We start from the raw sequence: 19,644 nt of genomic DNA, 5'->3' as shown, positions 1-19,644 counted from the left end.
TTAAACTTTGTCCTGTATGATTTTTTGTGCAGCAAACCCAGCCTTACTTAATTGGAACATATCATTTAAATGCGCTGCCACTGCATTTTCTGCGGCATCGATATCCTGATCTACAATCGCTTTTAAGATTTTTCTGTGTTCTTCAATCGCCAGTTTACCTCTGTTATCTCCGCAGATTTTATTCTCTACAATACTTTTAATCAGATCGGGGATTAAGATCAGGATCATAGATTCAATGACGGAGTTTTTAGAAGCCTTTGCAATCCGGATATGGAAAATCATATCTTCCTCTACTGCGTTCTGATTCGCATTAACTTTCGCTTCATAATCCATTAATGCTTCTTTTAAGCTTTCCAGATCTTTCTCTGTTCTTCTTTCTGCAGCCAATTTGACCGCATCCAGTTCCAGGTAATACCTGGCTTCAAGCAATGCATTAAAATCTTCTTTATTGAATTTGATGATATCGGTGATGATGCTGTCCAGCACTTTGATGCTCAAGCCAGCTACATAAGTTCCGCTTTGTGGATTGGTCTTTAACAGTCCATAGAATTCCAGTTTCAAAATAGCTTCACGTACATAACTACGGCCTACGCCAAATTTTTCAGCAAGTATTCTTTCAGCAGGTAAACGGTCACCAGGCTGTAGTTGTCCAGAGGTAATTAGCTGTTTAAGCTGTCCGATTATTTTATCTACAGGAGTTTCAAGTTCAATAGACTTGATCGTTTCTATAAATGATTTCATAAGGATATATTTGGTTTACCAATTATTGGTTCACCAAATCTATAAAATATAATCAGTAATCAAAAATTATTTGAACTTATGAGTTATCTTGTTGATATCCAGTGGTGATAAAAGAAATATGCATAATGTTTTTGTTTTCATGAACACAGCAACTTCTATCGCTTATCCTAAGCCAAGACCAAAATTACCTTGATAAACAGCTTATATAATAAATATTGCAGGAGCAGGGTACTGAAATCTTCAGGGAAAATGCTGATATTCCATATTATAAATTGATAACTAACCTAATTTTATAATGCCTCTTTTATACCATTCATTTTTCCACTTGCTTTTTATTGGTATTATCGCCTTGTTTCCAGTTGTAAACCCGATCGGATCTTCTTTCATTATCAGCCCTTTTTTTACCGGGCTCAGTTCTGCTGAAAAAAGAAAGGCAGTTGGAAAAATTACTTTCTATGCTTTTTCAATCTGTACGGTATCTTTATTTGCAGGGCAGTGGATCCTTGAATTATTCGGTATTTCAATTCCGGTTGTGCAGTTAGCGGGAGGGATTATGATTTGTAAAATGGGGTGGGAGAATCTTTCTTCTGATAAAAAACAAACAACTTCAACAATGGATGCGGAAACTAATTTATCCGGATATAGTCACATCGAAAATCAACTTTTTTATCCGATCACTTTTCCGGTCACTACTGGAGCAGGTACTATTTCTGTCCTGTTCACCTTAAGTGCCCATAGCATTTCATCAAACCGCTCTGATGATTTGATGAATACAGCAGCTATTTTATCTGCTATTATTGTGATGTGTATCCTGATTTATATTTTCTATTTGAATACAAAAAACATTATTCATTACCTGGGCTCCAATGCAGAGGCAATCTTTAACCGTATTTCTGCATTTCTAATCTTTTGCGTAGGATTACAGATTGCAATTACCGGAATAAAAAGTTTAATGAAGTAACTTCATAAACCATTGATAATGGTTAGCGTGGGGGTATTGATCAATATTGCGTTTAAATAATACACTATTAAACACACGTATCTGATTCATGAACTATTTCATTTTTACTAAATACACAACTGGTCAACATAGCCGTAAAATAACTTTCATCTTTGCATTGCTTGTTTTGCTGTTTTCCTGTAAGAAAGAAACTGGAAGACAGCCGGTTTATGCGCAGAAAGAAGTAACAATTGAATATAAGATCAGCCCTTATCAGAATGTCATTACAGGTGGGCATATTATTTATACTGATGAAGCTGGAGTGGTCACTGTTGCTGATAAAAAAACCTTACCATTCTCCAGGAAATTCAAAACAACTATCAAAAGATCAGCAGTTTTATCCTTAGGTATTATCGCTGAATATGCCGGATCTGTGAAGATGGAAATTCTGGTTGATGGTCAGGTTGTTTCAGCACTGATTTCCAGCAGTATTTTTAACAAGAGAGAAATGATAAGATATACAATTACAGTACCGCAGGAATAATATATTAACCTACTGCTTCCTGCATGCTGACCCTTTACAAACGTGATCATCGTAATTATTTAAAAAATTAAGTGGCACTATATTTGTTTAAGCGCAAGATATGTTTATAATCTACGATATTAAGGAAAAAACGCTCAATTCCAGGACAGTTTTAATAGAAACTGATTCGTTAACAAGGAGTAAAAGCGATGTTCAGCTGGATGTATACCAGCAATACATGTCAATTTTCGGCCCGCTTGGCCCATTAGGAGGACAGCAGGTCAGAGCAATTGATCTTAATCAAAATGTTGAAATTCCGAAAAAGGAATGGTCAGAAGAATTAAAAGCAGAAGCTCAGAATTTAAAAGCAGAAACTCCATTTGCCTGGGGACTTTTCCAGAATATCTTTATTATTGCAGGGGTTTTTATCGGGCTGGCAGTGATTGGACCAATCCTGAATAAGAACAGAGCTGAAAAAGCTGCTGTTGCCAGTGAAGCCAGAGCTGCCTCACTTGTCGCTGTAGCCCCGGGTGATGTACTTAGAGTATTTTTAATGCCTTCACCAGAGATGACAGAACCGCAGGTTACTTTAATGAAAGTAGTTAGAATTGAAGGAGATACTTTAGTCGTAAAGGGGCATAAAGAAGTTAAAAAGGGATTTAGTGCAGAAGATGCAGCTGCGCTGGATCATCATGATGCTGCATTTAACGCGGAAGAAAAGAAATACAACTTTAGAAATTTCAAGAGTAATAAATTGATTTCGGAATTTCCTGCAAGTTCACACAAAAATATCGGAACAGTTTTAGATGCTGTGAAATCCACTACCTGATAATTTCAATCTTCTGTTATGGAATTAGCGTGAGGCGATTCCATAACAGAAGATTTCTATATTCCTGAAAATTCTGCTTATTTTCCACCAAGTCTTTTTTGTTCGTCATCAAGACCAGTTGATCTGTTTCTTGCAGATTTTACGGTCATTTTCCCGAATCGGTAAGTAAAGGTTAATCTTACACTTGTGGTATTGCCATATTGCTCCAGGTTATAAACATTGCCTGGCAGGGTACTGAATATCCTGGCCTTTTGTGAATGGAAAATATCATTTACCCCTAATTTCAGATTCCCTGTTTTATTGGGAAAGTTATAGCGTAATCCAGCATCAGCATTGTACATACTCTTCACTTTAAAGGCACCTTCAATTTGTGGTGTGCTAAACATTAATCCAGCATCAGCACTAAACAATTTGCTCAATGTGAAATTATTTTGTGCATAGAAATTACCGCTGAATTGTTTCGAATTCAGATCAGCACCGTTTAAGTCAGGTGCTTTAATCTGTTTGAAATACCCCAGTACATTATTGTTCATATTCCACCATTTAGTAACTGTTACCGGGAAATTGAATGTCAATGAAACTACGCTTTCTGAAGCAAGATTCAAGATGGTCTGATACATTGATTTTCTAACTTCATTTTGCAATAATACCTGCGTAATTACATCTGTAGTACGACTGTAATTCAAAGCAAGGCTATATTTTTGTTTGAACAGGTAACTGGCTTCCAGGTTATTCGAATATTCTGGTTTTAAATTAGGATTACCTTGGTTATAAGTATATTGATCCAGGAAAAACACAAAGGGATTTAAATTCTGATAATTTGGTCTGTTTATTTTTCTGGAGTAAGAGAAATTTAAAGTGTTATCTGCATCAATATTCTGACTTAAAGACAAAGAGGGGAACAGGTCTGTGTATTTTCTATTTGTTAACTGGTTTGTAGTGATAGAATTCCCTGTAGAATTGGTGTTTTCAGCACGTAATCCTCCAGATAAAGATGTTTTTCCAAGTGTAACATATAAAGTCGCATAAGCGGCACTTACCTTCTCGTCATATAAGAACCTGTTACTTTTGGTATTATCAAAAACCCAGTTTCCTTTAATGTCATTCTCATAAATATAATTGTTGTCACTCTTTACACTGGCAATTTTAGTACCAGCTTCCAACTTGAACATTTTATTGATGGGTAAAGTATAATCTGCTTTTATAGCTTTGATGTCAATGTTAGAAGGTGCAAAATTTCTATAAATCTGACCATCTTTAAAGAAAGTTCCATTTGGCAGATAAAAGCGGTTAGTGTAGTTCGCATTGTTAGTTCCATCAAAAGTTGAATAATCTGCATCTACAGTTATTTCCTGTCCTGCAGTATCCAATACTCCTTTATAGTTGATATTATAAGAGAAATTTTTGCGGTTGGATGAATTATAACTAGGCGTTTTTAAAACTGAATCTGTTGCCGCAAATGATTTGCCGATATTCACCATACTTAAACTTTGCTGATTATAATCACTAATATTTCCCTTAACCAAAAATCCAATCGTGTGTTTCGGGGATAAAAAGAAGTCAGTCCCGATTTTAAAGTTTTGGGATGAATAAACAGAGGTGTCTTTGTTCCGCTGACTAAAAGACAATGGATTTGTACCAGGTGTTATACGATCAATTTTGAGCGTTTGAAGAGACTTATTTCTGTTATAGCCATAAGAACCGAAAACATTGAAGTCTTTTTTACGATAATTCAGGTTTATAGAGCCATTAGGAAGCAGGTATTTGTTGAATCCGGCACCTAATGCCACACTTCCGTTGAAGCCTTCTGTATTGCTTTTCTTGGTTTTGATATTGATAATTCCTCCGGTACTGTTGGCATCGTATCTGGAACCTGGATTATTGATAATTTCAATGCTTTCTATCTGATTGCTCTGCATTGATTTCAGCAGGTTAACGACTTCCGTCGAACTCAGGTAGGTTTGTTTACCATCGATCGTAACCAAAACATTGCTTTTTCCAGAAAGAGAAATGTTCTCATTATAATCTACATTTACTCCCGGCGCTTTTTTTAAAACTTCGAGCGCTGTTAAGCCGGCTGCTGATGGTGTCGCGTCTACATTAAAGATCAATTTGTCTGCTTTGCGTTCTAAAACCGGTTTAGCTGCTGTAATGCTAACTTCGTTCAGGTTTTTTGAATTCTCTTTTAATGTAATTGCAGGGATCTGCAAAGCTGCGGGGCCGGTCAATTGGAAAGGGGCAGTCTTAACTTTGTTATAACCTATGGATGAGGATACGATATAATATTTGCTTGGAGCTGCTGTGAAATTGAATTTTCCATCCTGGTCAGTCATGGCAGTAGTTACCAGGGCAGAATCTTTAGCTGTATACAGTAAAACTGTTGCAGCAGGTAATGTTTGTTTACCATCTATTACAGTACCGTTAATTTTAACAGTTTGCTGTGCGTGTAAGGTATTGGGAATAAAATAAAATAAGAATAGGAGAGTGGTTAGTAAAAGTGGTTTCATGGTTGTTATTATTTGTAAATAAGATACCATGAAGGGCAATAAGTTACATCGAAATCAAATAATTTGTAGTTTAAAAGGATTTTGCAATTTTACTTAAGCATTATTATCTTTCTGATTCTATTCAGCGAAAGAGTTTAAATGCCTAAGTAAGAAGTGATATGATGTAATAGTGCGAAAAGAAGGATGAATTTTAACTCAAGTTAAAATTTGGAGCTGAGTTCTGCAATAATCTTTTTTGCATCTCCATTTTCAGGATTTAATACAATTGATTTTTTATAATTCAATAAGGCTTTGCTTTTATCCCCTTGTTTATAGTAAGCTTCTCCTAAACTATCAAATACATTACCTGACTCAGGGAAAAGCTTTGTATTGTGTTCAAAGATCAAAATGGCATCCGTGAATTTTTTTTGGCGTAAAAAATTATAGCCGATTTCATTCAGTGTCGCTTCTGCATCAAAACTATATTCATCATTATGTTCTTTCTTCATCTTTTCATAGAACGTAATAACCTCTGTACCATTCAGCTGATCTATTTGTTTACCAAAGGTGCCCAATACTGATTTTTTAATTTGAGTATAGGGTTTTTCGTCCAGAATTGCCTGAATAGAGACGTTGAAGGTGTATAAATTGTTCTGCTGATTGTTTGTCATCAGAATCACGGTTCTGCCTTTTGAAACAGTGCTTACCAGCAGGGCCTGGTAATTTCTTGCAGTACCGTCGTGTTTGTGGGTGATGACCCGGTTAGCTTCCAGCATACCACCACCTAAACCAGCTTGCTGATTAGGACCGGCAGGTTCCAGAATTTGTTTGGTGGAAGCTGGACTGATCAGTTTAAAATTTGTAATTGCATTGGCCCATTTATAAAAATCTTACTAGCGTAACTGCGACCCAACCATTAATTGGATAGGTGAGCTCATCTTCTGCATGATCGTTGTTGTAGGCTCTGGCAATAAATTTATCAGTAGCTACCGGATCTACAATCGCTGTCTTCATCCTGCAAGGTTTTAATATGTATTTTTCGGTAAAGGCTGTAAATGATAAACCGGTAATTTTTTCAATGATCCTTCTTTGCAGAAAAACATTGTTGTTGTTATACGCATACTGGGTACCAGGTTCAAAGTCAAGCCGTGTTGTTTTCTTCAGGTCTTCCATATTATCTGCGTTACTTTTAACGGACTTCCATTTTACATCCGGGATGCCGCTTGTGTATTGCAATAAATTGATGATATGAATTTTTGAAGCCCATGCTGGCAGTTCAGGCAGGTATTTCGAAACAGGATCTTCCAGGCTTAAATTTCCCTGTTCTTTTAGGATCATGATTCCAACTGCATTAAATTCTTTGGCGATAGAGCCGATATGAAACCGGTACTGTTCAGTTAACTTGATTTTTCCTGCTGCATCTGCAAAGCCAACAGCGTTTTTGTAAATCACTTTATTATTTTCTGCAATCAGGATATTACCATTAAACAGGCCGAGATGGTTTGCCTGATGAACCAGGGAATCCAGTTGAGCAGATTTAGTGGTTTGTGCATTGGTTTTCTGCGTCGATACGAGCAGGATGGTAATCGCGAATAAATTGATTGCAGATTTTTTGAAAGTGCTCATGTTCTGGGTTTAGGATAAGACTCACAAAACAATAAATTGTTTCAGTAATTTTTCGGTTTTTGCCAGCTTAGTTAAAACATGACATCAAGTAATTTCAGTATAAGAATGCGAGGGGATTTGGCCAGGTACTGTAGGGGTTGTGGTACACATTGAAGTAGGGTTGAACTAGCATTGAAGAACCGTGCAAGTAGCCCAGGCTACTTCAATGCTAGTTCAACCCTACTTCAATGCTACTTCAATGTATACCAGTACCTAGCCACAACCCAGCTAGTATATAGGCAGTTTACCTGTTTTTTGATAAGAATCAAGTAAGCTATTGAGCGGCAGAACGGCGACTAAGCAGGTGCTTATAAATTAACAAGTTGACTAATATGAGTGCCATCCCATAAAACACATCTTCTATGGGGATGCTTAATATTCTGAAGCCAATAATCTGGTTATTATCATACCAAACTATTGGTGCATCCAATCCGGTTCCTGTCAGTAAACCGTTGACGATTAAAAAGGGAAATAGCAATACCGTATAAATGATGTAAAACTTTGGCAGCCAGCCAATTTTTAAAATATACCTGCTCAATGTAAGCACAGCGGCTAATAATAAAAATGTAGCTGCAGGATAAATATGATTGCGGTATAAAATTGACATCAGGACACAAATCAGGATGAGTAAGGGTGTCAGGATTTTTTCAATGCGTAGCGGGATCGGTTTTTTAATGAAAAGATCCAGGCAATGAAAAGTAAATACACAGGCATAGGGAATGCAAAAGAAGAATAGAATTTCTTCTATAGGCATGTTGCCTACTTTTAAACCAATCAGATAATCAGGATTAAACCCCCACACACCCAGGCTGGTAAAATATACATCCCAGATTAAGAACATCATTCCGGTTAAAAATACTGCAGGAAAAAAGGCTTTCCAGGTCTTGTAGAAATTTAATTTTGGATGGAAAGAATAAATGAAAGGGACACTGATCGTGAAAAAATCAATCAGGAGATACGCGTATTTCATGCTTCAGTTTTTTTATTGTTTTCAAAGAAGTATTTAAATGGTACCCATAACATTCCGAAACATTCTCCATGTTCTTTATTGATATGTTTATGGTGCATCTTGTGGGCCCTTCTGATTGCTTTAAAATACCAGTGGTCTGATTTCCTGAATATTTTAAACCGCTGATGGATAAAAATATCATGGATAAAAAAGTATGCAGCACCATATAAAGTAATTCCTATGCCTATATAAAGCGCAATTGTATTCCCGTAAAAAGATCCTAGGCCCAGGCAAATAATCCCTGGAATAGCGAAAATAAGAAAGAAAAAGTCATTTCTTTCTAAAAAGCCTTCATGATCTTTATGGTGATGGTCACGGTGTAAGTTCCAGAATAAGCCGTGCATCACATATTTGTGCGTGAACCATGCGACTCCTTCCATACCAATGAAAGTTGCCGCTACAATTAAGGTGTTAATTATCCAGTTACTCATAAGTTGAACAGTTGATTATAATGACTTTTGACGCGGTCAAAGCAAATCTTTAACCATATTGTATAATGCTCCGGGTTTGTTTTTAACTGCGTTTCCAGCGTTTCTAAAGTTACGTATTTGAAAGCGGCTACTTCATCTGGATTGGGTACAGGAATTGTGTTGCTGATGCCAAAATAAACATGATCAAACTCATTTTCTGAAAGACCATCCTTCAGCTCAGCGTAATAGATAAAACTAAATCCAAATTCCAACTCACAGTCCATACCCATTTCCTCTTGCAACCTTCTTTTAGCTCCAGTCGCTGTATCCTCGCCAGGATAGGGGTGGCTACAGCAAGTATTGCTCCATTGACCGCCTGAATGGTATTTCTCTAGTGCTCTTTGTTGCAATAGGAATTCACCCTTCTGATTGAAAATAAATACCGAAAATGCACGATGAAGTTTCCCTCGCTGGTGTGCTTCCATTTTCTCCATCAATCCTGTCTCCTGATCAATCTGATCCACAAGTATTACGTGATCTTTCATTTTTTTATGCTATTACGTTCTTTTTCAGTCATGTTTTTAGAGGCAAACAAATAGTTAATTACCAATTGTTTGAATGGCTTGTCATGTATCTGATCCAAATTTTTTATTAATATCGTTTTATCTGCTATGATATGGTCGTTGTAGCCAAGAAAAGAGGGAAGGTTTGTCTGAATTGTAAATCTTAAAAACCTGATTTCCAAGTTTTCCGGGTCAATAGCAACTGCACTTTCAATGTATTCTTTGCCTTTCTTAAATCTCCTGAATTTTGAAATAGGGCTCATCGTATATTTAGCCTGCATCATTTCGGCAACTCCTTTATAGCAAATCAAAAGTTGACTGGATTGATCATCCACATTGGAAAGTAAATCAAGAAGTTTACCTGCTGCTGCTTTATCATTTGCTGATTCATAATATAAAGTGCGCAATTCTGTAATTTCCGGATAGGAATGACTCCCATACATAAAAAGTATAAAAAGGGTCAGCGTTTTCATATCGCATTCATTTTGTAACGAATGATTGAATCACACATCAGGCCAAATTTATGGCTGTTGGAAATCCGGATTCTTTTGGACATTACTTTTTCTGCTGTTGTACCTTTTATCTTATTAAATAGTTCTTTATAATAGATATAGGCAAGATAAACACCATTTTTAGAGGAAGCAGGTAATTGTTTAATCCCAGCGAGCGCTTGCTTAAATTCTTCTTCTATTTCCTTTTCAATAATTTGTTTTTCATGATTTGAGAATATAGTAAGATCAATATTTGGAAAATAAGTGCGGCTCAGGTTGAAATAATCTGCATTGATATCCCTGAGAAAGTTAACTTTCTGAAATGCTGATCCTAATTTCATCGCTGAATCTTTTAGTCTTTCATATTGTACTTTATCCCCTTCTGTAAAAACATTAAGGCACATCAATCCAACTACCTCTGCTGACCCTAAAATGTACTGATTATACATTTCAGGGGAATATTGCTTTTTATCAAGATCCATGGCCATGCTCTTTAAAAACAGCTCAATCAGCTCTTTATCAATTGCATACTCATTAACCACTTGCTGAAAAGAATTTAATATCGGGTTCAGACTGATTTTATGTTCAATAGCTTCATAGCAGTCCTGTCTGAATTTTGCAAGCAGAAAGTGCTTATCAAAGTCATGGAAACTATCTACAATTTCGTCTGCAAGGCGTACGAATCCGTAAATCGAATAAATTGGATTACGTAATTTCTTCCCTAAAAAATAGATACCCAGGGAGAAACTCGTACTGTAACGCTTGGTTGTGATCTTACTGCACTCTGCAGATAACCGATCAAATATCTCTTTCATAGTTTTTATTAAAGTATTTTATCAGTTGACTGGCAGCTACATGGCCTGAAATAATAGATGGAGGAACGCCTGGGCCAGGAACAGTAAGCTGGCCTGCATAGAACAGATTTTTGACCTTTTTGTTTTTTAAAGAAGGCTTCAGGTTGGCGGTTTGCATTAATGTATTGGCTAAACCATAGGCATTGCCCTTATAAGAGTTGTAATCCAGCTTAAAGTCTGCTACACAGTAACTGTTTTTGTAATTCAGATGTTTGCGGATTTCAACGCCGGTATAAGTTTCCAGGCGATTCATAATAAGCTCGAAATATTTCTCCCTTTGTGCCTCGGTATCTTCCATATTGGTCGCCAATGGCATCAATACGAATAAGTTTTCATGTCCATCCGGCGCTACAGTGGTATCGGTTCTGGATGGGCAGCAAACATAAAATAAAGGTTTAGACGGCCATTGTGGTTCTTTATAAATTTCAATAGCATGCTGTTTCAGATCTTCATCAAAAAATAACGTATGATGACCTAAGCGTTCTGTTTTTCTGGTTACGCCTAAATAAAAAATAAGGCAAGAAGGAGCAAGAACACGTTTATCCCAATATTTCTCCTGGTAATTTCTATAATTTTCGCCAAGTAGTTTTTCTTCTACATGATGATAATCAGCGGCAGCAATGTATCCGTCATACGCCTTTGTTTGTTTGGAAGAGCTCAGTGCTTTGATTTCTTTCCCTTCGATTTCTAAGGCAGAAACAGGTTCGTTTAAATGGAATTTTACACCATTCTTTTCTGCGACGGTTTTCATCGCCTCAATTACTTTTCCAAATCCACCTTTAGGGTACCATGTACCCAATTTCAGGCCTGCATAATTCATTAAACTATATAATGCAGGAGTATCTTCAGGGGTTGCACCCAAAAATAAAACCGGAAATTCCATCAGTGCGATGAGTTTCGGATGCTTAAAATATTTTTTTACGTGGCTGCTGAAAGAGGTAAATACTTGTAGTTTAAAGACACCTTTAATGAGATCCATATCTGCGAATTCCATCAAAGAGAGGCCTGGTTTATAAACTAGCTTTTCAATTCCGGTTTTATATTTATAAGCGGCTTCTTCTAAAAATTGCTGAAGTTTTATGGCACTTCCAGGTTCAATAGCTTCAAAAGTTTCACAGAGTGCGTTAAAATCTGCTGGAATATCGAGAACATCATTTTGACCATAAACAACGGAGAAACCAGGGTCTAAAAGTTCCAGTTCATAAAAGTCTTTGGCTTGATGACCAAAATCATTAAAGAATTTCTCAAAGACATCTGGCATCCAATACCAGCTTGGCCCCATATCAAAAACGTATCCGTTTTCAGTCTCTAATTGCCGCGCTCTGCCACCAACGGAACTGTTTTTTTCATATACATCAACCTTATAACCGTTCTTGGCAAGATAAGCTGCAGCACTGATACCTGCAAATCCGGCACCTATAACTGCTATTCTTGGTGTTTGCTGAGCTGTTTTAGTTCGCATTTGAGACGCTTTTGATCGTTTGTTGAAATTCATTTATTGACTGAAACCAATTTATGTTTTTACCCATTTTCAGTTCATTAATTAGTTTTCCATTACCAGCAAGATGAATTCTGGTTTCAGGATAAGTTGTACTTAATTCATTAAGATAGCTATTTGCTAACTCTAATGGTTGAATGCGTACCATAAACAATAACATATGTTTGATTTGCTTGTTTTGCATCGCGTTTTTTACGGAGTCCAATGGAACTCTGCCGCCGAGATAAATTACTTTTTGTCCTGCTTGTTTGAGTATATAATTAGCAAACAAGAGTCCGATATCGTGGCCTTCGGCTTCTGGCAAAAAAAGTAACCATGATGATTTTACTTGGGTAACAGCTGGAAGCTCATTAATAGCTGCATAAAGCTTTTGCCTGATCATATTGGATAAAAAATGTTCTTGTGCAGGACAGATATCATCTTTCCTCCACATGAGCCCTAATCTCACTAACAGGGGATAAATTACCTGCTGGTAAGTGATGATCATTCCATTTTCGAGAATACATTTATTAATGAGGTGATCAAATTCGGACTCGTTATAAATCAATCCGCATTTTAAAAGCTGAGAAGTATAGTATTCAAAATGTGCATCGTTTGAGATTGTCTGCTCTATTTCTTTTTTAAGGAAATCATTCATTTCCTTTTCAGAGAGGGCGCAGACTTGAGATATTTTCAGCCCGGTTTGACTAATGCTGACAATATTCAGTAATCTTTTCAGATGATCCTCATTGTACATGCGTGTATTTCCTGCTGAACGCATGGGTTCCAGTGCATTATATCTTCGTTCCCAGATTCTGATCGTGTGGACTTGTACGCCCGATAATTGTTCAAGATCAGAAATAGAGTAGTTCATTATGTTTGTCTAAATTTATTTTGTTAAATCTAGACAAACATAATGAACTTTCATCTGGTTTTGGTTGAATAAATGATGGTTTATAGCTAAAAGTGCTAAAATAAATTTAATGTTAAGCGAGTTGATAGGGGTTTGGTATTATGGATGCGTATAGCTTATATGATATGGAAAGCTGTAAAACACTGCCCTTTATTTTTTGCCGTTCTGGTTTCTATATTGATGATTGGGCTGATTTCTTGTGCTTTAACATCTAAACTTACTAGTTTCAACTTTCTAAATTTCTATCATCGCCCATTTCTGGATGTGTTTTTTTCTTATTATACTTTTATAGGAGATGGGCTCATGTGTCTCCTCACCATTATTGTTCTACTTTTTCTAAAGAGAAAGAAGTTGTCCCTGGCTTTATTACTGGCTTTTTTGGGTTCAGGGCTTATCGTTCAGATTCTAAAGAAATTGCTCCATGAGCCAAGGCCATCCCTTTATTTTGATCAGATAGGATTCAAGTATTCATATTTTGTAATAGGAATACAGAAAATGCAGTCTGCATCTTTTCCTTCCGGCCATTCTGCTTCAGCTTTTGCTATGTGCATAGTGATTGCCTTATATTTCAAAGATAAACGGGTTAGTATTTTGTGTTTGTTCCTCGCTTTATTTGCGGGTTATTCCAGGATCTATCTTGCACACCATTTTTTACCTGATGTCATGGCTGGTGCATTGATTGGCTCTGTATCTGGATTGTTGACTTATTACTTTACCTGGCATCCTGCTGATATTTATACCAAGGTGAATATTGATTTTAAGGGGCGCTGAAATCGCTATTGTAAATAGCTGATTTTTTCGGAGGGTATATTTACTGATGAATATTTCTCGTTTGTAGGTTTGGGAATTTCTTTCAGAGCTGTCTTTTAGTAGTACGGATTATATTGGTGAAAGACAGTTTTTCGTTTTTGCAGGATTGCTCTTTGGGGCTTTTGGCCCTGTTTTGCTGTCTGATTTCTTCGGAACTTGGTTGCTATATAATAGTAATTGCTATGGAAATTTTAATGTTGCTTTTGACTCTGATAAAAGCTGTTTTGATGGATTGCTAAAGTAATGCGTAAGGGGAGAAGCTGAAAACTTTTAGAGTAGGCTGGGAATAAAGTTTTTGTTGTTTTTTGATTCATAAAAGAAGTATAATGTATTATGGCAGATTGGTATATAAAAGCTTCTCGGGCAAATCCTTTTAATCCAGATAGCTATACTTTGATTGGAAGTACAGCTCCGGCATGTCCTGGTAATCTGGGTTTTGTTTGTGCAATATTCGCTGAGGATAATGGACGAAGAAAACCGGTTATTGATGAAGATTTATCTGATGAAATCTGGTCTGCAATTAATACGGAAACAGACCAGACTCGAGTATTATTAAGAGCGATTAGTTAAAGTTTAATGATGGTTTGATAAAGAACTTAGTTAAAGTAGCGTAAGCAGGAATTAATATTTGAAAACTTTACCATCCACCATAACCTCCTGAGTGGCTTCATCAAAGACAGCTTTCTTACCGGTTCTGACAGCTGCGTTAGTCATAATGTTGGCAATAGAGTGATAATAACCTACTTCTACAGGCGCATGAGGTTCTTTGCGGGATCTGATACATTCCATCCAGTTTCGCATGTGGGCAGAAGTTAATTTGTCGCCTCCGGTATTTGCAGAAGCAGCTACTTTCTCCGTCACATTAGTCAGTTTCAATTCTGGTAACAGATTTGGCTGCATATGCATCGCATTCGCAGCATCAGCTTTAAGACCTCCTTTAGAAGAAACCAGGTTTGTATTCAGGTTCAATTCACCACCATTTGAATAATAAATTTCCGCTGGGTTTTCATCGCCGTTATGCATGCGGGAGGTGAAGACAACCTGAAAACCATTCTCAGGATTATTTTCCTGGCCATAATCAAATACCGCTGTAGTGGTATCCCAGTTCCGTCGTCCATCTTTCCATTGGTAGATTCCGCCATTAGCCACGACACTACGTGGATGTTTCAACCCTGTAAACCAGTGTACCGTATCAATCTGGTGAGACATCCATTGTCCGGGCATCCCTGATGAATACGGCCAGAATAAACGATATTCCAGGTATATACGCGGATCCCATTCTTCAAATGGACGGTTGATTAAAAAGCGTTTCCAATCTGTATCTTCTTGTTTTAATTTAGCTACCAGATCTGGTCTGCGCCAACGTCCTGGCTGATTAACATTCCAGCTCAATTCAACCATAGTAATATCACCGAACTTGCCGGATTTGATAAACTGTTCAGCTGCTATATAATTAGCACCGCTTCTTCTTTGGGAACCAATCTGAAGAATCTGCTGAGAAGCTTTCACCGCTTTTAGAGTTGCACGGGCATCAGACATAGTTTCTGCAAAAGGCTTTTCACAATAAACATCACATTTGGCATTGATAGCTTCTATTGCATGAACAGCATGCTGGAAATCGGCCGTGCTTACAATCACGGCGTCGAGATCTTTCAGCTGATATAATTCATCGTTATTGCGACAAGCCGTAATGTCATGTCCTAATTTGGCTTTTAAAAAGTTTTCACCTAATCCTCTGCGATAGTTCCATAGATCTGATACCGCAACAATATCAAAATTCAACTCTTTGTAATGGTTGAGAAAGCTGGGGAAGAGTGAAGTGGCAAAGCGGTCTGAGAAACCAACTACACCAACTCTGACACGATCATTCGCGCCAATGATGTTTCCATAACTTTTAGCAGATAAGCCCATCGTTCCCATATAGGTTCCCGCGGCAGCAATTGCAGTTTGCTTAATGAATTTTCTTCTTGATGATAACATAGCTGGAGGGATTTAAAGTTGTTTTAATTTGATACTTCTAAAAAACACCTGGTCACCGTGATCCTGTAAAAGGATATGACCTTTTGGTGCCATCCCAAAGTTTTTCCAGTCCTTGTATTTACTATCCGCTACCAAAGCAAGGAAATCTGCAGATCCTCTTACATATTCCAGAATTTTATAGCCATTTAACCAATATTCTATTTTATTATTGGGATAGACCCTGATCAAACCGCTGTTCCATTCTCCGATTTTTCGTTGTGCATTGGGAATCTTTTTACTGGTAATCAAGTCATATAAAGAACCTAATGTCCTGTTACCATTCTTTCCCAGTTTCGCATCAGGATGCCTTTCGTCATCTAATATCTGATATTCAGGGCCAATTGCAGAGCCTTTATTTCCTTCGGTAAGCGTTACGAAATATTTAACACCGCTATTTGCACCTTCGGTTAACTTGAAATCGAACTTCAGCTCAAAAGCGCCATATTGTTTTTCAGTTACAATATCACCGCCATTGGTAGCTTCTGCACCATTAGATTTCTGAACGCTTAATTCTCCATCTTTAATGACCCAGCCACTTTCAGGGAAGGTTGCTTTGTAAGCACCTTTCCATCCTGTATTCGTTTTTCCATCCCACAGCAAGCTATAGCCTTCTGCTTTTTCCTGGGGAGATACTGTATTCGGAACCAGGTTCACAACGTAAATATCATCAGCTTTTGACGGCTTGAGTTGTTCAGTCTGTATGCGGATATTACGCCAGTGGATTTGTTTGCCAGGCTGGTCATCTTTACCAATTGCATGTACTTGCAGCGCGATAAAGCCAGTAGGAGTGAGTGCGTCTATCACATTAGCAGTAGGAACGCCGTTAATCCAGGTACGTATAGAATTTCCTATACATTCGATACGGTATTTATTCCACTGCTCATTTTTAAATGCTTGTTGGCCTTTGGGATTAATGTCCAGCGGATATAACCAGCCTCTTCTTGCCTCATCGTAAATACCTCCGGAAAATTTACGGTCAGAAGGATCAACTTCAACCTGATAACCGTGCACTCTTCCATTTTGATATTCGGCATTGCTTTCACTTCTGACTTGAACACCAGAATTCATGGAGTTATCTACTTTCAGTTCCAGTTCGAGAATAAAGTCACTATAATTCTTTGCGGTTGCAAGGAAGGAGTTCGGGGTGTTAGAGACAGTTGTGCCTACAATTTCGCCATTAGTTACTTCGTATTTGGCCTGTCCGTTAAGTTGTTTCCAACCTGTCAGGTCTTTTCCGTTAAAGAGGTTCTGCCATTTCTGATTTTGTGCGTGTAAGGTTGCGGGAAGGCTGACCAATAATAAGCCTGCTAAGGTTAATAAATGTTTTTTGTTCATATCTGGTTAGTAGGTTGATTTAGCTTTGTCGGTTTAGCTAAACTAATATAGTATAATGATAGGTAAGAGTGAAATTATCAGTTTGTGGCAACTTCTTGATATTTAAAGGCGTATAAGGCATCTAGTGTATTGAATACACGTTTTTATGGGTTATGTTTTCTTTGTAAGAATTTAGTTACGTTAAAAAGAAATAATAGTATTCGAACAGTTATTGCTCCGTACCTGAATTTAAACAGCTTGTCTATAAAATGGAACGTACACTAAAACAGACGTTTGCGGTGACATTATAATAATTTTACAGCCTGAGAGATTAAGGTTGAAAATATTTATAATGTTTTTGCTTTTAAGTTTAAGCCCTGGCTATCTTAAAAATGCAGTTTTCTGATCCGGTATCTTGTATGCACTTGATTATTAGTTGTTAGTGGCAGAATTTTTGATGCCATCCGGATAGTTAATATTTTACAACCCTAAAACAAAAAGTTATGGCTTTCAAAGCAAGATTAAACTTTTCGGGCAAGGAGTACGATGTGCTTCACTGTGCCTATTCTCTAAACCGTGATGTAGATGCAAAAGGAAGACCCTCTTCCGGAGTGTATGGTGGAACAATCGATATTGAACTCGAATCTACCGAAGATACCTCTGTCATCGAAGCAATGGTAAACAACCAGTACAAACCTTTAGCCGGCACGCTGCTGATCAAAAAATCAGAAGAAGATGCCAAGATGAAGGAAGTTCATTTTGAAGACGGGTATATTGTGAAATATACCGAAGGAATCAACATCACTGGAGATAATCCAATGACCTTGAAATTCCAGATCTCTGCGCGCAAACTAAAAGCAGGGAATGCCGAACATGTTAATGATTGGCCAAAAGCGTAATTCAAATTCAGGAAGTTTAACATTTAAAAAAAAATTATCATGGCATTTAAAACCAGATTGACTCTAGGGTCTAAAGAATTCGATGTGCTGCAATGCAGCTATTCATTAAACAGAGATGTAGACGCAAAGGGACGTCCGTCATCAGGAGTTTATGGTGGTACTATTCATTTAGAAATTGAATCAACTGAAGATACTTCAGTGATTGAATCTATGGTGAATAACCAGTATAAACCACAAGCAGGAACAATTGTATTTAAAAAGGGTGAAGAAGATGCAAAAATGAAAGAATTGCATTTTGAAGATGGTTACATCATCCAGTACAATGAAGGGATTGCTGTAAACGACAATACTCCAATGACTTTGAGCTTTGTAGTATCTGCGCGTAAACTTAAGATTGGTAATGCTGAGCATACCAATGATTGGCCTAAGGCTTAGTTAGCCCAATCCAATGCTTTAACTGCAGGGAGCCGGGACGGTTTCCTGCAGTTTTTTCAATAGTTTCCAACTTAATTCTTCTCTATATTAAATTGTTAATTACCTTATATGCGTTCTATTTTACTGCTTATAAAGGATATTATCAATTCTCTGGTCCATATCCGGATCATCAGGAAATCTCCGCAAATAAAACTCTTCATAATATGCTTTGATAATCGCAGCCATAGGTGCCGCAAGAAGTGCTCCCATTAAACCAAAAGCTGTAGTCATCGCCAACAATAGAAAGAGCAGTGATACTGGGTGAATATTCATGGTTGATGACCTTAGTTTAGGCATGACAAAGTCAGAAATCAACTCATTTAATAATAAGAAAAACACAAGGCACCAAAATGCAGTAGCAGGGCTTATAGATAATGCAACAAGGGTAGGAGGAATGGCCATAATGTAAAAGCCGATTTTTGGAATCAATTCTGAGAAAAAGGCTAAAGCAGCCCAGACTAAAGCTCCCGGAACGTTCATAATCGTAAGGAATATATAGACTAATATGGCTTGAACAATGCCACCTATAAGATTTGATTTCATCCATCCACCCAACATTATTGAGGTATGCTGTAATGCTCTTTCTGCTTTTCCGCGTTTTTCAGGTTCAAAAACTGATAAGTACATATTAATGATCGGCCTCGGATTTCCTACAAAAAAGATAATCATTGATAAAAACACAATAAACATAAATATCCCACCAAGCACACTAAAAGAAATACTGCTGAGCCCGATAACTGTTTTTCCCAGGGAAGGTACAGCTTCAGAAATTGACAGGCCATCTCCCTGAAGTTCCTTATTCAGCTCGGGATATTTTCTCAGCATATGCGTAACATGAGCTGATATGCTATTAAAATAGCCAGGCAGATCTCCTACCAATGTATCTATCTGCTCGCTGATATGTGGGACAACCAGAAATCCCAGCAGAGTAGAGACAATAAAAATAATTCCTAATACAATGAGTGAGGCTAACCACCGTTTCATGCCTTTCTTTTCCAGTTTGCTCACAGGCTGATTAATGATCAGTCCAAGAACAATTGCAAATATAAACAGGATGAATATGCTCATGATCTGGTAGAGAAACCATAATAGCACAACTAAACCAAATGTATATAAGATAACAGAGGTGATGATTTTATAAAGATCTTTTGGGTATTGATTGGTCATGTGCTAATGATTATTGCTTTATATAAGAAATACTATAATTTTAACACAGTACGAAAAATA

General features: G+C 37.2%; 21 protein-coding genes. 7 read left to right on the top strand and 14 right to left on the bottom strand.

Features of this window, described 5'->3' with window-relative positions:
• Entirely contained in the window at nucleotides 1–741 is a 741-nt protein-coding gene (locus AY601_RS08130) for a FadR/GntR family transcriptional regulator (RefSeq protein ID WP_068399006.1), read from the bottom strand.
• Between the two features lie 295 nt (nucleotides 742–1,036).
• Between AY601_RS08130 and AY601_RS08125 the strand changes: the two genes are divergently transcribed.
• The 3 genes from AY601_RS08125 to AY601_RS08115 all read left to right on the top strand — a co-directional run bounded on the left by AY601_RS08125 (nucleotide 1,037) and on the right by AY601_RS08115 (nucleotide 3,033).
• Nucleotides 1,037–1,702, top strand: coding sequence for a MarC family protein (locus tag AY601_RS08125; protein ID WP_068399003.1), 666 nt, complete (start codon nucleotides 1,037–1,039; stop codon nucleotides 1,700–1,702).
• Between the two features lie 88 nt (nucleotides 1,703–1,790).
• Entirely contained in the window at nucleotides 1,791–2,225 is a 435-nt protein-coding gene (locus AY601_RS08120; protein WP_068399001.1) for a hypothetical protein, read from the top strand.
• 100 nt (nucleotides 2,226–2,325) lie between these two features.
• Complete coding sequence (locus AY601_RS08115; RefSeq protein WP_068398999.1) at nucleotides 2,326–3,033, top strand: hypothetical protein; 708 nt, start codon at nucleotides 2,326–2,328, stop codon at nucleotides 3,031–3,033.
• A gap of 77 nt (nucleotides 3,034–3,110) precedes the next feature.
• Here AY601_RS08115 and AY601_RS08110 read toward each other — a convergent pair whose 3' ends face one another.
• From AY601_RS08110 to AY601_RS08070, 10 genes are all read right to left on the bottom strand, one after another.
• A complete protein-coding gene (locus AY601_RS08110; RefSeq protein ID WP_198163646.1) occupies nucleotides 3,111–5,540 on the bottom strand; it encodes a TonB-dependent receptor domain-containing protein in 2,430 nt (809 codons plus the stop codon).
• 200 nt (nucleotides 5,541–5,740) lie between these two features.
• The gene (locus tag AY601_RS25910; RefSeq protein ID WP_198163645.1) at nucleotides 5,741–6,295 is read right to left on the bottom strand and encodes a tetratricopeptide repeat protein; all 555 of its coding nucleotides are present in this window, start codon (nucleotides 6,293–6,295) and stop codon (nucleotides 5,741–5,743) included.
• 103 nt (nucleotides 6,296–6,398) lie between these two features.
• Nucleotides 6,399–7,145, bottom strand: a complete 747-nt coding sequence (locus AY601_RS25905; protein WP_198163644.1) for a serine hydrolase domain-containing protein — start codon at nucleotides 7,143–7,145, stop codon at nucleotides 6,399–6,401.
• Nucleotides 7,146–7,458: 313 nt separating this feature from the next.
• Complete coding sequence (locus AY601_RS08100) at nucleotides 7,459–8,154, bottom strand: lycopene cyclase domain-containing protein (protein ID WP_068398988.1); 696 nt, start codon at nucleotides 8,152–8,154, stop codon at nucleotides 7,459–7,461.
• Nucleotides 8,151–8,624, bottom strand: coding sequence for a sterol desaturase family protein (locus AY601_RS08095; RefSeq protein WP_068398986.1), 474 nt, complete (start codon nucleotides 8,622–8,624; stop codon nucleotides 8,151–8,153). Before AY601_RS08095 ends, AY601_RS08100 begins: the two co-directional genes overlap by 4 nt.
• Nucleotides 8,621–9,148, bottom strand: a complete 528-nt coding sequence (gene idi / locus AY601_RS08090; protein WP_068398979.1) for an isopentenyl-diphosphate Delta-isomerase — start codon at nucleotides 9,146–9,148, stop codon at nucleotides 8,621–8,623. Before idi ends, AY601_RS08095 begins: the two co-directional genes overlap by 4 nt.
• Entirely contained in the window at nucleotides 9,145–9,639 is a 495-nt protein-coding gene (locus AY601_RS08085; RefSeq protein WP_157287783.1) for a hypothetical protein, read from the bottom strand. The genes idi and AY601_RS08085 overlap by 4 nt, the downstream gene beginning before the upstream one ends.
• Nucleotides 9,636–10,472: a phytoene/squalene synthase family protein gene (locus AY601_RS08080; RefSeq protein ID WP_068398976.1), complete on the bottom strand. Its 837-nt coding sequence runs from the start codon at nucleotides 10,470–10,472 to the stop codon at nucleotides 9,636–9,638. The genes AY601_RS08085 and AY601_RS08080 overlap by 4 nt, the downstream gene beginning before the upstream one ends.
• Nucleotides 10,456–11,973, bottom strand: a complete 1,518-nt coding sequence (locus AY601_RS08075) for a phytoene desaturase family protein (protein ID WP_068398974.1) — start codon at nucleotides 11,971–11,973, stop codon at nucleotides 10,456–10,458. The genes AY601_RS08080 and AY601_RS08075 overlap by 17 nt, the downstream gene beginning before the upstream one ends.
• Nucleotides 11,963–12,862, bottom strand: a complete 900-nt coding sequence (locus AY601_RS08070; protein ID WP_068398971.1) for a MerR family transcriptional regulator — start codon at nucleotides 12,860–12,862, stop codon at nucleotides 11,963–11,965. Before AY601_RS08070 ends, AY601_RS08075 begins: the two co-directional genes overlap by 11 nt.
• A gap of 159 nt (nucleotides 12,863–13,021) precedes the next feature.
• Here AY601_RS08070 and AY601_RS08065 point away from each other — a divergent pair, with 159 nt between their 5' ends.
• Both AY601_RS08065 and AY601_RS08060 read left to right on the top strand, forming a co-directional pair.
• A complete protein-coding gene (locus tag AY601_RS08065) occupies nucleotides 13,022–13,672 on the top strand; it encodes a phosphatase PAP2 family protein (protein ID WP_198163643.1) in 651 nt (216 codons plus the stop codon).
• 372 nt (nucleotides 13,673–14,044) lie between these two features.
• Nucleotides 14,045–14,281 (top strand): hypothetical protein, encoded by a 237-nt coding sequence (locus AY601_RS08060; RefSeq protein WP_068398965.1) that lies wholly within the window; start codon nucleotides 14,045–14,047, stop codon nucleotides 14,279–14,281.
• Between the two features lie 51 nt (nucleotides 14,282–14,332).
• On the opposite strand, the gene AY601_RS08055 is transcribed toward AY601_RS08060, so the two are convergent.
• Nucleotides 14,333–15,691 (bottom strand): Gfo/Idh/MocA family protein, encoded by a 1,359-nt coding sequence (locus AY601_RS08055; protein WP_068398963.1) that lies wholly within the window; start codon nucleotides 15,689–15,691, stop codon nucleotides 14,333–14,335.
• A gap of 12 nt (nucleotides 15,692–15,703) precedes the next feature.
• Nucleotides 15,704–17,065 (bottom strand): 3-keto-disaccharide hydrolase, encoded by a 1,362-nt coding sequence (locus AY601_RS08050; protein ID WP_068398960.1) that lies wholly within the window; start codon nucleotides 17,063–17,065, stop codon nucleotides 15,704–15,706.
• Nucleotides 17,066–17,547: 482 nt separating this feature from the next.
• On the opposite strand from AY601_RS08050, the gene tssD (AY601_RS08045) reads away from it, so the two are divergent.
• Nucleotides 17,548–17,943: a type VI secretion system tube protein TssD gene (gene tssD, locus AY601_RS08045; protein WP_068398956.1), complete on the top strand. Its 396-nt coding sequence runs from the start codon at nucleotides 17,548–17,550 to the stop codon at nucleotides 17,941–17,943.
• Between the two features lie 39 nt (nucleotides 17,944–17,982).
• Nucleotides 17,983–18,378 (top strand): type VI secretion system tube protein TssD, encoded by a 396-nt coding sequence (gene tssD / locus AY601_RS08040; protein WP_041878824.1) that lies wholly within the window; start codon nucleotides 17,983–17,985, stop codon nucleotides 18,376–18,378.
• Nucleotides 18,379–18,498: 120 nt separating this feature from the next.
• Here tssD (AY601_RS08040) and AY601_RS08035 read toward each other — a convergent pair whose 3' ends face one another.
• Entirely contained in the window at nucleotides 18,499–19,584 is a 1,086-nt protein-coding gene (locus AY601_RS08035) for an AI-2E family transporter (RefSeq protein ID WP_068398953.1), read from the bottom strand.
• Nucleotides 19,585–19,644 lie beyond the last annotated feature (60 nt).

Origin of the sequence: Pedobacter cryoconitis, from assembly GCF_001590605.1 — a bacterium.
In the GTDB taxonomy this organism is placed as follows: Bacteria; Bacteroidota; Bacteroidia; order Sphingobacteriales; family Sphingobacteriaceae; genus Pedobacter; species Pedobacter cryoconitis_A.
The sequence above is the reverse complement of the archived record's forward strand: the minus strand, read 5'-3'. Positions and strand labels throughout refer to the sequence as shown.

Bases quoted from the DNA above. Each gene is read 5' to 3' on its own strand.
- AY601_RS08130 (WP_068399006.1), bottom strand. From the start codon at position 741: ATGAAATCATTTATAGAAACGATCAAGTCTATTGAACTTGAAACTCCT.
- AY601_RS08125 (WP_068399003.1), top strand. From the start codon at position 1,037: ATGCCTCTTTTATACCATTCATTTTTCCACTTGCTTTTTATTGGTATT.
- AY601_RS08120 (WP_068399001.1), top strand. From the start codon at position 1,791: ATGAACTATTTCATTTTTACTAAATACACAACTGGTCAACATAGCCGT.
- AY601_RS08115 (WP_068398999.1), top strand. From the start codon at position 2,326: ATGTTTATAATCTACGATATTAAGGAAAAAACGCTCAATTCCAGGACA.
- AY601_RS08110 (WP_198163646.1), bottom strand. From the start codon at position 5,540: ATGAAACCACTTTTACTAACCACTCTCCTATTCTTATTTTATTTTATT.
- AY601_RS25910 (WP_198163645.1), bottom strand. From the start codon at position 6,295: ATGCTGGAAGCTAACCGGGTCATCACCCACAAACACGACGGTACTGCA.
- AY601_RS25905 (WP_198163644.1), bottom strand. From the start codon at position 7,145: ATGAGCACTTTCAAAAAATCTGCAATCAATTTATTCGCGATTACCATC.
- AY601_RS08100 (WP_068398988.1), bottom strand. From the start codon at position 8,154: ATGAAATACGCGTATCTCCTGATTGATTTTTTCACGATCAGTGTCCCT.
- AY601_RS08095 (WP_068398986.1), bottom strand. From the start codon at position 8,624: ATGAGTAACTGGATAATTAACACCTTAATTGTAGCGGCAACTTTCATT.
- idi (WP_068398979.1), bottom strand. From the start codon at position 9,148: ATGAAAGATCACGTAATACTTGTGGATCAGATTGATCAGGAGACAGGA.
- AY601_RS08085 (WP_157287783.1), bottom strand. From the start codon at position 9,639: ATGAAAACGCTGACCCTTTTTATACTTTTTATGTATGGGAGTCATTCC.
- AY601_RS08080 (WP_068398976.1), bottom strand. From the start codon at position 10,472: ATGAAAGAGATATTTGATCGGTTATCTGCAGAGTGCAGTAAGATCACA.
- AY601_RS08075 (WP_068398974.1), bottom strand. From the start codon at position 11,973: ATGCGAACTAAAACAGCTCAGCAAACACCAAGAATAGCAGTTATAGGT.
- AY601_RS08070 (WP_068398971.1), bottom strand. From the start codon at position 12,862: ATGAACTACTCTATTTCTGATCTTGAACAATTATCGGGCGTACAAGTC.
- AY601_RS08065 (WP_198163643.1), top strand. From the start codon at position 13,022: ATGATATGGAAAGCTGTAAAACACTGCCCTTTATTTTTTGCCGTTCTG.
- AY601_RS08060 (WP_068398965.1), top strand. From the start codon at position 14,045: ATGGCAGATTGGTATATAAAAGCTTCTCGGGCAAATCCTTTTAATCCA.
- AY601_RS08055 (WP_068398963.1), bottom strand. From the start codon at position 15,691: ATGTTATCATCAAGAAGAAAATTCATTAAGCAAACTGCAATTGCTGCC.
- AY601_RS08050 (WP_068398960.1), bottom strand. From the start codon at position 17,065: ATGAACAAAAAACATTTATTAACCTTAGCAGGCTTATTATTGGTCAGC.
- tssD (WP_068398956.1), top strand. From the start codon at position 17,548: ATGGCTTTCAAAGCAAGATTAAACTTTTCGGGCAAGGAGTACGATGTG.
- tssD (WP_041878824.1), top strand. From the start codon at position 17,983: ATGGCATTTAAAACCAGATTGACTCTAGGGTCTAAAGAATTCGATGTG.
- AY601_RS08035 (WP_068398953.1), bottom strand. From the start codon at position 19,584: ATGACCAATCAATACCCAAAAGATCTTTATAAAATCATCACCTCTGTT.